General features: G+C 48.7%; 9 protein-coding genes. 4 read left to right on the top strand and 5 right to left on the bottom strand.

Annotated features, from left to right (window positions below; all coding sequences use genetic code 11):
- The first annotated feature begins 382 nt into the window (after positions 1-382).
- Complete coding sequence (locus CHL1_RS08025) at positions 383-3,448, top strand: methyl-accepting chemotaxis protein (RefSeq protein WP_250935941.1); 3,066 nt, start codon at positions 383-385, stop codon at positions 3,446-3,448.
- A gap of 231 nt (positions 3,449-3,679) precedes the next feature.
- Positions 3,680-4,072 (top strand): bacteriohemerythrin, encoded by a 393-nt coding sequence (locus CHL1_RS08020; RefSeq protein WP_148638256.1) that lies wholly within the window; start codon positions 3,680-3,682, stop codon positions 4,070-4,072.
- Positions 4,073-4,165: 93 nt separating this feature from the next.
- On the opposite strand, the gene CHL1_RS08015 is transcribed toward CHL1_RS08020, so the two are convergent.
- Positions 4,166-6,694, bottom strand: a complete 2,529-nt coding sequence (locus CHL1_RS08015; protein ID WP_250936247.1) for an EAL domain-containing protein — start codon at positions 6,692-6,694, stop codon at positions 4,166-4,168.
- Positions 6,695-6,923: 229 nt separating this feature from the next.
- Between CHL1_RS08015 and CHL1_RS08010 the strand changes: the two genes are divergently transcribed.
- Together CHL1_RS08010 and CHL1_RS08005 are read left to right on the top strand one after the other, a co-directional pair.
- Positions 6,924-7,709, top strand: coding sequence for a hypothetical protein (locus tag CHL1_RS08010; RefSeq protein ID WP_148638258.1), 786 nt, complete (start codon positions 6,924-6,926; stop codon positions 7,707-7,709).
- Between the two features lie 144 nt (positions 7,710-7,853).
- The gene (locus CHL1_RS08005) at positions 7,854-9,116 is read left to right on the top strand and encodes an EAL domain-containing protein (protein WP_187389312.1); all 1,263 of its coding nucleotides are present in this window, start codon (positions 7,854-7,856) and stop codon (positions 9,114-9,116) included.
- A 40-nt stretch (positions 9,117-9,156) separates the two neighbouring features.
- Here CHL1_RS08005 and CHL1_RS08000 read toward each other — a convergent pair whose 3' ends face one another.
- The 4 genes from CHL1_RS08000 to CHL1_RS07985 form a co-directional block, all read right to left on the bottom strand.
- Complete coding sequence (locus CHL1_RS08000) at positions 9,157-12,636, bottom strand: EAL domain-containing protein (protein ID WP_250935939.1); 3,480 nt, start codon at positions 12,634-12,636, stop codon at positions 9,157-9,159.
- A gap of 686 nt (positions 12,637-13,322) precedes the next feature.
- On the bottom strand, positions 13,323-13,610 hold the full coding sequence (locus CHL1_RS07995) for a YciI family protein (protein WP_070371486.1): 288 nt from the start codon (positions 13,608-13,610) through the stop codon (positions 13,323-13,325).
- 178 nt (positions 13,611-13,788) lie between these two features.
- Positions 13,789-14,037, bottom strand: coding sequence for a TIGR04076 family protein (locus CHL1_RS07990; RefSeq protein ID WP_070371487.1), 249 nt, complete (start codon positions 14,035-14,037; stop codon positions 13,789-13,791).
- Positions 14,038-14,047: 10 nt separating this feature from the next.
- On the bottom strand, positions 14,048-15,193 hold the full coding sequence (locus CHL1_RS07985) for an iron-containing alcohol dehydrogenase family protein (protein WP_250935937.1): 1,146 nt from the start codon (positions 15,191-15,193) through the stop codon (positions 14,048-14,050).
- Between the last annotated feature and the right edge of the window lie 84 nt (positions 15,194-15,277).

Raw genomic sequence — 15,277 nt, 5'->3', positions numbered from 1 at the left:
CTCTTCTATTATTCATATTTTCTTCACCCATCATAATCGTTTTACGATGGACTGACAAGTGTAATATTTTGTGATTGTGACAAAATCGTCAATATGACAAGCACACAGGGCCTTAAATAAATATTGTCTGCATTAGCCAATTTTGCTGGTAATTGCGAGGCAAAATCGATATAATAGATACGGCTTTTGCACAGTTTTTAGAAATGATTCGTGATTCGCTAAGGATTCCGGCAATCATTTTTTATCATTTTTCACAAACTATTTAAAAAACCTGTCCTTTGTAAATCACAGCGGTCATGCAAGTTGTGTGACGATCCTCTGGGTTGGACTTGTGACTGCCCTAAAAACTGGCCAAGCAAAAAAAAAAGAAAAGAGGAAAAAGATGAACGAAGAAAAAATTCTGCTGGATAACAACCCGGCTCCCCTAACAGGGCTGACGGGGCTGCGGGAACGACGGGTGATTAAAAAACACCTGTCCACCAGACTGTTGGGTTTCACGCTGGCGATTCTGGCGGTGGCTGTCATCGCCCTGGGTGTCTTGTCGTACTCCATGGGCTCAGCGGCTCTGCTGGAACAGGCCAATGCCGACGCCCAGAAGTACACCGATGAGGGGGCTTCCCACGTTGCGGCCATTATTGCCGGGAATCTGGAAACCCTCAATGAGGTCAGTAAACGCAGTGGTATTGCTTCAATGGATTATAATACCCAGGTTGCGGCCCTGGCTGCTGATGTGACAGCCCTGGGTTATGAAGACATTGCCGTGATGAATTTAGACGGCCATGCCAAGTATCTGGCTGGTGGCGGCGAATTTGATGCCGCCGGACAGTACTGGTATGAAAACGGCTTTAAAGGCGAGACCGCTGTTTCGGATGTGGCCATCAGCAAGGTGACCTTAAAACCGGTGGTCTTTGATGTGGCCCCAATCAAAAGCAACGGCCAGGTCGTCGGCCTGCTGGTGGGTCGTCGGGATCCCACCTTTTTAAAAGACACCACCAATGCCATGGGTGACGGCGAGCGTCAGTACGGCTTTGTGGTCAGTGCCGAGGGCGGCTTTATGGCTCACCCCGATGATGCTGTCATTCTGGAACAAACCAACGTTTTTGCCGATATGGAAAATGACGGCATCTGGAAGGATTTCGGCCGGGCCTTTATGGAACTGGGCGCCGGACAATCCGGAATGCTTAACTACACCTTAAACGGCGACAAAAAAATCGGGGCCACCGCTCCGATTCCCGGTACCAACTGGAACCTGATCATCGCTCAGTACGAAAGTGATGTCCTGGCGCCGATGAACCATTTACGAACCATCACCATATTAATTTCACTGCTGGTGCTGGCGCTGGGTGGTGCCGCCGCCTGGTATCTGGCCAAACGGATTACCAAACCGATTGTCGATTTAACCGGCCTGGCCGATCAGATGGCCCTGGGAGATGTGGATCTGGAAATCACAGCGAGCAGCGAAGACGAAATTGGCGCCCTGATGGATTCCTTTGCGACCATCATTGAGAGTCGCCGGGAACAGGCCGAAGCGGCCCAACGTTTAGCAAAAGGTGACTTTGCAGTGGCCATTGTACCCCAGTCCGACAAGGATGTGCTGGCCTATGCCCTGCTTGATATGGTTGCTGCAATGAATGCGGTCAGCGATGACATCAAAAAAATCGGTGCGGCTGCCCAGGATGGACAACTGAATTACCGCGGCAATACCACCATCTACAACGGTGCCTTCAAGGATATGATTATCAGCCTCAACAACATGATCAACACCTTTGTCAAACCCCTGAAGGTAGCCAGCAAAGCCATCGAACGGATTGGCAACGGGGTCATCCCGCCGCCCATCACCACCGAATACAAAGGCGATTTCAATACCTTAAAAACCAATATCAACGCCTGTATCGAGGGTCTGGGGGCCCTGACCGAAGGGAATCAAGTGCTGGCGCTGCTTTGTGCCAATGATCTGTCCCAGAAAATTGACGGTCACTATCAGGGAATTTATCAGGAAATCGGGGAATCCATCAATGGCGTTCACGCACAGATGGTCCATATTGTCGAAATTGCCAACAACATCGCGGCCGGAAATTTATGCGATCTCGATGGCCTAAAAGCCATCGGCCAACGCAGCGACAACGACACCCTGGTGCCCAGCTTTATTTTAATGATTGAAAGCATTGCCCTGCTGGTCGCCGAAACCCAGACCATGACCCGAATGGCGGTCGCCGGTGATCTTGATAACCGGGGGGATGCGACCAAATTCCAGGGTGAATACGCCAAGGTCGTCGAAGGCTTTAATCAGACCCTGGATGTGGTGATCGAGCCGATCAAGGCCGCTTCAGCCACCCTCCGGGAACTGGCCCAGGGGAATCTCCATACCCAAATGCAGGGTGACTTTAAGGGCCAGCACGGCCAGATTAAAGAGGATATGAACCAGACCATTACCTTCCTGAAGGAATATGTGGAAGAGATAACCCAAACGCTGCAAGAACTTGGCCGAGGTAACCTCAATCAGGAAATAACCCGCCACTATCTGGGCGATTTTGAGGCCATTAAAACGGCGCTTAATGAAATTACCGAAAACCTCAGTTCCACCATGGCCGACATTAACAATGCCGCCGGTCAGGTCGAAAGTGGCGCCCGGCAGATTTCGGATGGCGGTCAGGCGATGGCCCAGGGAGCCACGGAACAGGCCTCGGCGATTCAGGAGCTGACCGCTTCCATCGACGAAATCGCCCAGGAAACCAAACAGAATGCGATCCGGGCCAATGAAGCCAACCAGCGCTCCATTGAGGTCCGCAACAACGCTGAAATTGGCAATGTCCGGATGAACAACATGGTCACGGCGATGGTCGATATCAACAGCTCCTCCCAGAGCATTTCCAAAATTATCAAGGTCATTGATGACATCGCCTTCCAGACCAATATTCTGGCGCTCAATGCGGCCGTTGAAGCCGCCCGGGCCGGACAACACGGCAAAGGCTTTGCCGTCGTCGCCGAAGAAGTACGAACCCTGGTCGCCCGGTCAGCCGAAGCCGCCAAAGAAACCACCGGCCTGATTGAAGGCTCCATCGACAAGGTGGCCATCGGTTCAAAAATTGCCGATGAAACCGCCGAAAGTCTGACCGAGATTCTTTCGGCGATTGAGAAAGTCACCTCCCTGGTGGGCAACATCGCCCGGGCGTCAAACGATCAGGCCTCGGAAATCGCCCAGATTACCAAAGGCATCGAACAGGTCTCCCAGGTGGTTCAAACCAACTCCGCCACCGCTGAGCAAAGCGCCGCCGCCAGTGAAGAACTGTCCGGCCAGGCCGAAATGCTAAAACAGATGGTGGGCGCCTTTACCATCAAGAACAGTGGCAGCCACACTGCCCCAACCCAACCGGTCTTTGAACCGGAACCAGCCCCCGTCCCTGAACCCCGGATTGAGCTGGATGATTGGGACAATGACAAGTATTAAAATCGTAATCCCCGCTTAATACCCACACCAACCGCATCCGTATCAAACACGTGGCGGTAAGGCGGTAGTCTTAATAAAACAACGCTGTCACTCCCCCAGGATTGCGGCGTTGTTTTTTTATTTAGAATGACTCTTGATTTAGCCAGCAATACGGGTTATAATTTTATCATGTCGACTTTTATCGACACTCATGATATATCACACAACATTTTTACACCAGGAGGGTTTACGATGGCAATTGTATGGACAAACGATTTATCAGTTGGGGTGAACAGCATTGATGCCCAACATCAACAATTATTCAAAATGGCCGATGAACTTTTTGAAGCCGGTAAAACTGGCAAAACTAAAGAAAAAATTGGTGAACTCCTTTCTTTTCTGGATAGCTACACTAAACAGCATTTCAGCGATGAAGAAGCGTATATGAAAAGTATCAACTATCCGGGCCTGGCTGAACAGCAGGCGGCGCACAAAGCTTTTGTCAATGAACTGACCAAACTCAAGGCCGAATATGACAAATCCGGCGGTAATATCGCCGTGATCATTGGCGCTAACCAGATGGTGGTTGACTGGCTGACCAAACATATTTCCGGCATGGATAAAAAAATCGGTACCCACGCTTAAATGCAATAAAAAGCAGCGATCGTCGCTGCTTTTTTTGACATTTTTTATCATCCCAAACAAGGTGTCAATGCCGGGATCAGTACCGCTGACTGTTTACATATAATACTGGTAAGTTGCCGTTATTTTATGGGCTGGTAGGCAGATCAAGCCATTGCTTCGTTTATAGTAATTGAACAGTTCATGCTCAATTTTTTGGGCCTGCATCGGCTGATAAAAATAATAGCCCTGAATTTCCTCGCAGCCGTGCTGTTTTAGAAAGAGCAGCTGCTTTTCCGTTTCAACCCCTTCGGCAATGGTTCGACAGCCCAACTTGAGCCCCAAAACAATGGTCGAGACAATAATCGCTTCATCTTTTTCATTATGACCGATACCATCAATAAAGGTTTTGGGAATTTTGATCCGATCCATCGGCAGCTTTTTTAGATAGGAGAGCGATGAATACTCGGTTCCGAAATCGTCAATGGCAATCGCCATGCCCATGTCCTTGATCTGTTTGAGCTGATTAAGCATCAGGGTCGTATCTTCCATGAAAATGGATTCCGTAATCTCCAACTCAAAAGATGCCGGATCACCGTCAAATTCCAGCAGGGCGTACTCGATCACATTCACAAAATCGGCCATCTTCAGCTGTTTCGTGGAAAGATTGACCGCCATTCGAAGCCTTTTCCCGGTTTGCTCCTGCCATTTTTTCTGTTGCGCCATGGCGGTGCGGATCACCCATTCACCAATTGGAATGATGAGCTCGGTCCGCTCGGCCAGGGGGATAAATTTTGCTGGCGCCAGTAGACCCCGCTCCGGATGATGCCAGCGGATCAGGGCCTCAAAGCCGTTGATCTCCTGGGTGGTGGCATCCACCTGCGGTTGATAGACCAGTTCAAATTGATTGTTATCAATGGCCGAATAGAGATCGTTACTCAAGGTCATGTTTTCATCGATGTCTTCTTTTAGACTGTCCTCGTAAAAAACAAACTGGCCCTTGCCCTGCTCCTTTGCTTCATACATCGCAATATCGGCATTTTTAATCAGCAGTTCCGGCGAGTAACCATCCTGGGGAAAACAGGCAATCCCAATGCTGGCGCTGATATGAAGATTGTAGCTATCCATGGCAATGGGTCGTTCCAGCAAAAACAAAATTTTGGTACAGGCCTCGGTAACTTCATCATTGCGGTAGGTATCGTGCAGCAAGATCAGAAACTCATCGCCGCCAGCCCGGCAAAGCACATCACTTTCCCGCAACGCCTTTTTGAGAATTTCGGCCACCCGGATCAACAGTGCATCCCCCATATCATGTCCCAGCGAATCGTTAATCAGCTTGAATCCATCCAAATCGATAAACAAGACGGCAAAACCCTTATTGGTACGCATCGCATAGGTCACATGCTTTTCCAGGTATTCATAAAAAAAGCGACGGTTATACAATTTGGTCAAGGCGTCCTCATAGGCCATTTTTTTGATTCGTGCTTCGTTGCGACTGTTTTCGGCAATTTCTTTTTTCAGCTGGCAATTGATCTGGGCCAGCTCTTTTGTTCGCTGGGAAACTTTTTCTTCCAGCGCACTGTTGGACTCTGCCAGGGCGGCTTCAGCCGCCATTAATTCGTTAATGTCCGAAAAGGTGAAGACCGTACCAATGCGATCGGCAAACTGATCATAATGGGTATGACAGGAGATCAGTACCGACACCGGGTGCCGGTCTTTGCCAAGCAGGGTCATGGCACTGCTTTTTAAATCCTGAACCGAGGAACAATCAAAGGGTTCCGACTGATCAAAGAGGGCCTGTATCGGCTGATCAAGTAGTTCCTGCCCCGAATAGGCCAAAATCGTCTCGGCGCCAGCATTCATTGCAACAATCCGACCCTGACCATCAGTGATGATCAACCCTTCGCTCATCATCATAAAGACTTCCATCATAATGCTCTTCGGGGTAATCCGCATCATCCGGTAACGGTTAATGGCAAAATTCAGCCCAATAATACAAACCAAACACAATAGCACCGTGAGCGGTGGCAGGCTGGTGATCCCGAGAATCGGCAGTAGTGTATCGGCAATACCCCCAAATATCAGGGTCGACAGAAACGACAAGAAAATAATTGCCGACTGCCGCCGCTCCCGAACATACGGCGTGGTGCGGTTCCAGTATGCCGTCACCACCAGTGCCATCAGGGTGTAGGTGACATAATAAAAAGTAAAATAGGTGTCCCAGAAAAAACCACGATCGGCGGGTACCGCAAAGGCCCAGCCAGGATCCAGAAATATCATCTGATCCGGGCCGATCGGGGTCAACACATAAAAAACAAAACAAAAGACGCCCGGGGTGATCAGTAGTACGTTTTTCCAGGGCTGATTATAAAAAACCCGGCGCCCAGCCAAAAAAAGCACCAGATAAAGAATCAGGGTAAATAAGGCCGACCAGCAAAAACACATGACCCAGCGGTAAAAAGCGGCCAGCTCGGGGCTATCTGCAAGGCTCATCATGAACAACAGCATCGACCAGAGGGCCAGATTCAGGCAAATCATCCCAAAGACCCCTCTGGCACCATTCTTTTTGCACGGATACAAGGTCACAATGGTGGTGATCAGATAATACATAAAGCAACTAAAATAAATAGCGGCAAACCAGTTCATATCCAAATCCTTCCTCCCTCCGATTGGCAGGCAAACATGAGGCACTGATCTTTACTCCATTATACCCCGTCAGCCGCTTGATAAACCCTGCCTTTTGATTTTTTGACACCGTCTTTCCGGCCTCCATTAACCCCAAATCAACGTTTCCCCATTTACAACTTCACCGGAAACGGTTATACTAATTCTGGACTCTTAATCGTACTAAACTTCATACCCAAGGAGGAAATCCATGTCCCTTGTACAAAACATCATCGAAACATATAATCTTGTTTATCAGGTCAAAAAAGACTATCCCCTGGAAATCATTGTCACCACCGATCTCTACAACGAACGACTTAAACTGGCCAACACCAAATGCGACCAGGCCATTGTCACGGCCTCCCGGCAGGAGCTTGAAAACAGTAGCAAGCTACTGGTACTGCCAGACGAAGCGGATCAACATTATTATCTGCTACTGCACGAGGATCTGTTTGATGAATCACAACAGTATTGCCAGGCGATTGCATACGAATATACCCGGCTGATTGATTATGCCGACATCCAGGAAAAATATCAGGTTGCCAATTTGCGGGCCGCTCAATTTCCTGACTCGGCCTGTTTTTTATTTTTAGCCGAGGTGCGGGCCTGGTATCGGGGTTTTAATCTCTATTACAACCTGATCAGCGCTGAAAACAAAGCGGTGCTGTTTTCTTATCTGTGTGGCACGGTGCCGGAATATGAAAGCGTCCTTTCCTTTGATCTGGGCGCTCACATGCAGGCTCTGGCTGAATTTTACGGACAGGCCCTGGCCATCGGTGCCTATGTGAACTTTGATGTCAGCCTGCCGGACTACTTAAACCGCCATCACGTTCACGAACTGCTTAAGGCTCTCCACGATAACATTGATAATCCCAGTATTTTTGATAACTACGAGATGATTAATCAAACCTATGAGGATTTTATCTTTCGTAAAGCCAAGGATTTGGAGCCCCATGTCCACAGCCACTGCTGCAATCATATTCACCACGATCATTAAGGCCGTTTTCATAAATAGTCTAAAAAAGCCTGCCAAAGCGGAATTGCGACGGTAAAAAAGGTTGAATTAATCCGCTTAAAACAGTACAATTAGCTTAGCCTAAAAATTATGACACTTGATCGTGTACAAATCTGGAGAAAATATTTGGAACAATCAAACCAACCCAACGAAACCTTTAATATTGCACAAATCATCAAGCAGAAAAACCTGGTGGCTTACTTTCAGCCAATCATGTCTGTCACCGGGAAAAAAATTCTGGGTCTGGAGGGCCTGATTCGGGGGATCATTCCCGGAGCGGAAAAAACCATTCCGCCCCAGCAGCTTTTTTCTGCCGCCCATACCGCCGGACTGACCATCCCCCTGGATCGGGCCTGCCGTGATGCGGTACTGTCCGCCTTTTTAGATTATTATCAGGTCAATCCGGATCTGCTGCTTTTTCTCAATCTGGACACCGCCATCATTGATGAAGTTGGGGGTTCTAATTATCTCTGCGACCAGGTCGATAAGAGCGGCATCAGTCCTAAAAATATCGTCATCGAGATCAACGAGTCCAAGGCCTTAAACACCAGCGGCCTGACCAAGTTTGTCACCACCTACAAAAACAAGGGCTTTCTGATCGCCCTGGACGATGTCGGCGCCGGGTTTTCGAATATGGATCGGATTGCCGGGCTGAAGCCGGACATTGTCAAAATCGACCGCTCGATTATAAAAGATATGGATCATATTTACCACAAACAGGAGGTCTTTAAATCACTGGTTAATCTCACCAATAAGATTGGGGCCCTGATTGTGGCTGAAGGGGTGGAAACCCGCAGTGAAGCCATCCAGGTGCTAAAACTCGGCGGCCAGGTCATTCAGGGCTTCTATTTTGCCAGACCAGGCAATGATTTTGTGCTCAAAGCCGAGCTGATCGCTAAAACGGCTGAGGTCGTGGATGCCTACAAGGCGCTGCTGCTAAAGGAGCTGGATGATTATAATCAGAAGTGTCTGGCCTACACCCAAACCGTCAATGGCATGATCAAGGCGCTGGCGGTAGTTGATCACCCCGATGAGTTTGACGGCCAGCTGACAAAATGCCTGACGGGCGCCGAAGCCGTGGATTGCGCCTATGTCCTCGATGAATCCGGCATTCAGTGCAGCGATACGGTGGGCGCCAAAAATATCGGGGCCTGCGAAAAGCTTGTCTTTCACTCGGCCAAAATGGGTGTTGATCATTCGATCAAAAACTTTTATTATAATCTGATCAAGCGCAAACAGGACACCTATATTTCCGAGCCCTATGTGTCAATGGCCACCGGCAGTCTCTGCATCACCTATTCCCGTGTCTTTCGGCTGGCAGCCAAAAAATATATTCTCTGTGTCGATTTTTTAGAAACCCAGCAGCCCCTGGCTGCCCAGTTGCCATGAGGCAAAAAAAGATGAACATCACGTTCATCTTTTTTTATCCCTAAAAATGATTTTTGCGGTATTGGCTGAAATCAACCTTAGCGGGCCGACCGGTGAGTTCGTCAAAGTAGTCTTCGGCCGTTTTATCAGTAAAATTGCCGTCAGCAAAAAGAATATTTTTCTTCATTTTTACCTGGAGCTCATAGAGTCGCCGGGTCAGTTCTTCACTTTCCTGCTCATCCATCATAAACTTGACGCCGTACTCAAACAGACTTTCACTAAGCTCCGCAACCCGGACAGGGGTGCCAATGGCGGTCATCTCGCCGCCCATCAGGGTGGCCGCAAAGCGTAAAGTGAAATCTCGTTCCAGTGGAAATTGAATATTGGAAATAAAGCACAAGCCACCGGGACCGATATCTTTAACCAATACCCGGGAATTGCCGACATGCATCTGTTTATCGTTTATGCGCAGAATCGTTAGCTCGGTGATTAAAAAATTACGAAACCGTTGGCGGAAATATTTGCGCCGTTCAACCTGGGATTTCGCCGTGGTTCGACTCAGTAGCGGTCGACATTTACCTTTTTCCAGCAATTCATCGATTTTTAAAAATGGTACCGGCCGCGAATAGAGATAGCCCTGTCCCGAAAAGCAGTTGTTTTCTTTGAGGAAAGCCAGGTGATCCCAGTTTTCAATGCCCTCGGTGACCAGCTTGATGTGCAGCGCCTTGGTCAGATTGATAATGGCCTGGGCGATGATGGCCGTTTTACTGTCGAGCATGACGTTTCTGATGAAGCTGGCATCCATTTTTATGATATCAACATTAAAATGATTCAGGTAGCTCAGCGACGAATAGCCGGTACCAAAATCATCCAAGGCCACTTTGATCCCCACCGCCTGTAATTTCTTAATGTCATCAATGGCTTTTTGAGAGTCTTCAACCAGCAGGCTTTCGGTTAGTTCGACGATCAGGTATTTGGGATCGACCTCATATTCGGCCAAAATATCCTGGATATTTTCGACAAAATTGCGTTCGTAAAACTGGATGCTGGAAAAATTCAGGGATATATAGACCGGTGGATACCCTTTTTGAAGCCAATAGCGATGATCATCACAGATTTTTTTAAGCATCCATTTCCCCATTTCAACGATTGCGCCGGTTTCTTCGGCCAGAAAAATGAACTCATCCGGTGAAACAATCCCCCAATCCGGATGATTCCAGCGAATCAGTGCCTCAATGGCTAAAATATCATTGGTTTTGATCCGCACAATTGGCTGATAAAAAACCATGAACTGATTCCGTTTAAGGGCCATCCGCAAATCATGACGCAGCTGCAGTTGTTTGTAATTCTGAATGTTGAGCTCGGATGAATAAAACTGGTAGCGGTTGTGGCCCTCTTTTTTCGACCAGATCAGGGCAATATTAGCATAACGGATCAATTGCTCAACCTCATCCGGTTCGTCAGGAGTCCGACTGATGTCGTCATCAGACAATGGCTCATCCATCGACAGCTCCTGGGCTTCTACCTCCAGAGGGTAGACACTGACGCCAACATTGACATTGATATTAAACTCATAGACCTCGATTTTAAAGGAGCGGTAAAAGAAATCGATGATTTCGGCCACTCTGGCCTGATAGGCATCCAGATTAATCAGTCCCTCGATGACAATCGCAAACTGATCCTCGGAATACCGTGAAATCAGGGTATCTTTGCCAAGCAAACCGCGCAGCCGCATGACCAGCTGGACAATCAGCTGCTGTCCAACCCGATGCCCCAGCGAATCATTGATCTCCTTAAAACCCTCAAAGTCCAGCATCAGAAGCACCAGGCTGGATTTTTTTAAATTGGCCTGGCGACATTTTTCGGCCAGCTCTTTTCTTAACTGGCTGGCTTTGGGCAACGCAGTGATCTCATCAAAGTTGGCCAGTTTTTCTATTTTCTTTTGCATCACAATGCGGTTGGTGATATCCCGAAAATCCAGCACCAGGCCAGCAATGGTCGGATGGCTAAGAAAATTCCGGACATGGACTTCCAGGTATATGGCTTTATCGGTTTGACCGGCAAAGCTGATAACCCCCGTTTGTACCTGCTCCGGTTCGGCGATAACGGTGTCAATCATCGCTTTTAAGACCTCGGCCTGATCCGGCTCATAAAAATCATAAATCAGGCGCCCCTTCATCCTCCCGGGATGATAGCTGATCACCTTCCGGGCGGTATCACTGATATAGCTGATAATGCCCGCTTCGGAAATAATCGCAAACACCACCCCCGACTCCTGCACCAGAATTCGGGAGCGCTGCGAAATTTTCTCGATTTCTAGTTGTTTGCTGGCAATGGCCCGTTCGTAAGCCTTTTTTTCACTGACATCCTGGATGGTGCCATAGACATGGGCAATCTGTCCGGCCGAATCCAGCCGGAACTCGACAATCTGAAAAACATCACGAATCGATCCATCCTTGTGAATGACCCGAAAGGCCAGCTCAAAGGGTTCTTCTGACAGATCCCCGAAGGTTGAGTCGGTGATAATGCTGCGATCCTCGGGGTGAACCCGGCTCAGAAAATCATCAAAGGTGCCCTTGAACTCGGATTCCGTAATCCCAAAAATGCGCAGGGCCTCGGCTGACATGTAGTTCTGATCCAAAACCGCATCCATTTCCCAACTGCCGATTTTGGCCAGCCGCTGGGCCTGCTCAAGATTTTTTTTAATAAAACCAATTTCATTCTCCAGCTTTTTGATGTCGCTGATATCCTGAATGGTGCCGACCAGATCGGTGTTTAAGCCATCTTTATTGTTAATCGGCTCTCCCACCAACCGGACGTATTTCGTGGTACCGTTTCTTAGCTGAATCCGATATTGCAGATCAAATTTTTCCCGGGCCAGCCGCTTGCGGGTCAGTTCAGCCAACACCTCCCGATCCTCCGGATATGTAAAGTCCATTAATTCGATAACGGTACCACCAAATTCTTCGGGTTTTAGATCATAGATCCGATAGATTTCATCCGACCAGAAAATTTCGTTTTTAACCGCATTGTATTTCCAGCTGCCAATGCCCGCCACCTTCTGGCCAAGATTGAGGTTCTCACCCAACTCGATCAAACTGTTCTCGATAATTTTCTCACTGGTAATATCCTGCAGGGCTCCTATGATTTTTTGAGGCTGGCCAGCATCATCCAGCAGGGTTCTGGTTTTTTCCCGGACGTATTTGAGATTGCCCTTGGCGGTAATCATCCGGTATTCCAACTCCTGGTCGCTGCCCTTTAGCGCCGCCTCCCGGGAGGTGATCAGCTTTTCCCGATCGTCCGGGCAGACAAACTGAAAATAGGAATCGGCCTTTTTTTGATGCTGCTCTGGAATCGTTTCCAGAATGCGATAGTATTCATCGCTGAAATAAACCGTATCTGAACCAACGACATAGGTCCAGGTTCCGGTTTTCATCATTTCCTGAGCATGGCGCCGGTTCTCAATTAACCAGTCATCTTTTTCCGGCAATGCGGCCCCCTCTTTTAATTTAATCCGATTCAATAAATGCTCTAACGCCACCACGCTCACCATCCTTCCATCTCATCATCCAGTTGAGGATCGTTGACTTTTTCATTGTTCCTCCTTCACTGATTTGTACTTCCTACTAAAAAGTATACGATGATTTATGGCAGTAGGCAATCCCCTCTTTTACTTTATTGCCCAGGTAATGTCAATATCACACCCTCTTTGGTAATGTTTCTCTGCCGTTATTGACTACCTGATCGCCAATCCGCTTAAAGGTCAATTACAAGATGATTGCTGTTTCATGCTGGCCGATGGTCTAAGATCAAGGTTTCGGGCGGTCAATGACCGCCCCTACGGGATGATGCAGAACCTTATTTCTGTTATCACTAGGCCACTTACATACTTTTTCCGCTACTTCGTCATACTTTCACTTTGGCCCGGTCCGGGCTTTCCGAAAGGGTCGAAATGGTTGGGGGGGGGGTAAATAAACGCTCTGGTTATTTTATTTTTTTGTTCCTATATACGGAGTTTGGAAAAAACCCCTTCGAATCCCTTATTATAGCCGTTAAAACCCTTCTCAACCGCTTCGAAAGGCTTCGGATCCCCTTCGTTTTTAGGGTTTTTATGATAATGAATTCGCCTCTTTGTCTCATTCTGTTCATTATCGACCAAAATCCGCCTCCAAAAAAGCCTGCCCGGTTGATTAGCCGGGCGGGCTAGAGTTTCTTTATTGCTGGCCGTTACACCAGATAGGGAGTCAGGCTGGTCGCAGCTTTGGTCGGCAGAAATTCCAGCACTTCGTAGGCTGCCACCTTTTTAAGATAAAAAGGATCTTCTTCAATGATCGCCCAGACTTCGTCCTTATCCTGGGCCTGACAGAGAATCACCCCGCCAGTCCGGGGCCGTTTGCGACCGGATAAGATAAATTTATCCAGCTGATAATAATGCTCCAGATAGTTAAGATGGGCGGGGATCACTGCGTCCACCGCTTCAACTGATTTAATGTAGTTAAGTAAAATAATAAACATTTTTCGCTCCTAATCTCAATACTGGTCTGACCCAAAGCCAGCCCGACAGCTTAAAGTATAACCGACTTCAACCTGATGGTAAAGAAAATATAATCATTTATATTTTAAGGGGTGTTCTAAAAAAACAGCAGCGACGAATGGTGACGTCACTGCTGTTTTACGATGCATGGGGGAGGTATCAGGCTTTGTAAATCCGGAATACCACCTTTTCCCCACAATCCGGACATTGAAGCGGGGCCTCGTTAATGACCCCTTTCCGGGCGGCATAGACAAAAGGAAACACTGCACTGAGTGCCATCATGCAGAAATTTCCACTGTTGTCTTTATCCAGCTGGGGTCCGTCAAAAATGACCTCATCCCCCGGCGCATAGAGCGGACAATCCGATGATTCCACCACCAGTTTTATTTTTTGTTCAATTTCATTCATTTCTAACCTCCTAAAGCGCCTGACGGTACAGATCTTCGATCTGGGTCAGAGTGGTGGATCGGGGATTGACCAGAATGTTGCCGCTTTTCATGGCATCCAGGGCCATTGCCGGGATCATATCTTCGGTCACACCCACTTCCGTCAGCGTTTGAGGGATTCCCAGCTCGGCGCTCAGCTTGGACACTGCCGCCACCAGGGTTGCGGGTTCAAAATCAGGCCCGGCGCTTTGTCCGCTGATCGCTTCGTAAATGATTTGATAACGGCCGGTATCAGCCAGGGCGTTATAGTCCAACACCGTGGGAAGTAAGATTGCATTGGCCACCCCATGGGCCACATCAAAATAGCCGCCCAAGGGGTGGGCCATGGCGTGGACATTACCCAGCCTTGCCCAGGCAAATGCGATCCCGGCAAACATACTGCCATAAAGCATCTGCTCGGCCGCCTGGGGATTGGTGCGATCGGCCACAAAGGGCCGGATGCTGCTACCAAGCATGGTCAGCCCCTTTTCAGCCATAGCATCGGAAAACGGTGAGGCAGCCTTGGACAGATAGGCCTCGATGGCATGGACCAGGGCATCAATCCCACAGGCTGCGGCAGTTTTTTCCGGAGTAGTCATCACCAGGGTCGGATCAAGAATCGCCGTGGTCGGGATCAGTTCATAACTGAAGACTGTCAGTTTATAATTCCGGGCCCGGTCAGTGATCACCGCAAAGGCCGTCACCTCCGAGCCGGTTCCGGCGGTGGTGGGAATGGCGATCAGCGGGACAATCGCCCCGGGCACCTTATCGGCCCCTTCGTAGTCCCCAATCGTCCCACCAAACCGAGCCAGGACGCCCACTGCTTTAGCCACATCCATGGGTGAGCCGCCACCCAGGGCAATAATACAATCGGCCTTGCTGTCTAAAAAAACCTCGGTCGCCTTATCGACGGTTTCCACCGAGGGGTTGGCTTCGGTTTCGGTAAAGCTGTCAAAGGCCAGCCCGGCTTGCCCCAGAATGGCAGTGATCTTGGCCACCACCCCCATCTTATTGAGATGGGGCCCAGAAATCACCAGTGCCTTCTTAAGCCCCTGCTTAGCCAAAAGCTCCGGCAATTTCTTGATACTATCGACCCCACAGATAATTTCCTGGGGGATTTTAAAGCTAAAACTATTCATAAGTCTTTCCTTTCATGCTGTTGTTCGATACTGTTAAAACCTCGAACAATGATTACTTAGCGTTCCGTTTCCACAAACAATTCT

Origin of the sequence: Acetobacterium wieringae (genome assembly GCF_023700225.1) — a bacterium.
Lineage (GTDB): Bacteria > Bacillota > Clostridia > Eubacteriales > Eubacteriaceae > Acetobacterium > Acetobacterium wieringae.
This window is presented reverse-complemented; position numbering and strand designations above follow the sequence as displayed.

Excerpts from the sequence above, each read along its gene's own strand:
- CHL1_RS08025 (WP_250935941.1), top strand. The coding sequence starts at position 383 with ATGAACGAAGAAAAAATTCTGCTGGATAACAACCCGGCTCCCCTAACA.
- CHL1_RS08020 (WP_148638256.1), top strand. The coding sequence starts at position 3,680 with ATGGCAATTGTATGGACAAACGATTTATCAGTTGGGGTGAACAGCATT.
- CHL1_RS08015 (WP_250936247.1), bottom strand. The coding sequence starts at position 6,694 with ATGAACTGGTTTGCCGCTATTTATTTTAGTTGCTTTATGTATTATCTG.
- CHL1_RS08010 (WP_148638258.1), top strand. The coding sequence starts at position 6,924 with ATGTCCCTTGTACAAAACATCATCGAAACATATAATCTTGTTTATCAG.
- CHL1_RS07995 (WP_070371486.1), bottom strand. The coding sequence starts at position 13,610 with ATGTTTATTATTTTACTTAACTACATTAAATCAGTTGAAGCGGTGGAC.
- CHL1_RS07990 (WP_070371487.1), bottom strand. The coding sequence starts at position 14,037 with ATGAATGAAATTGAACAAAAAATAAAACTGGTGGTGGAATCATCGGAT.
- CHL1_RS07985 (WP_250935937.1), bottom strand. The coding sequence starts at position 15,193 with ATGAATAGTTTTAGCTTTAAAATCCCCCAGGAAATTATCTGTGGGGTC.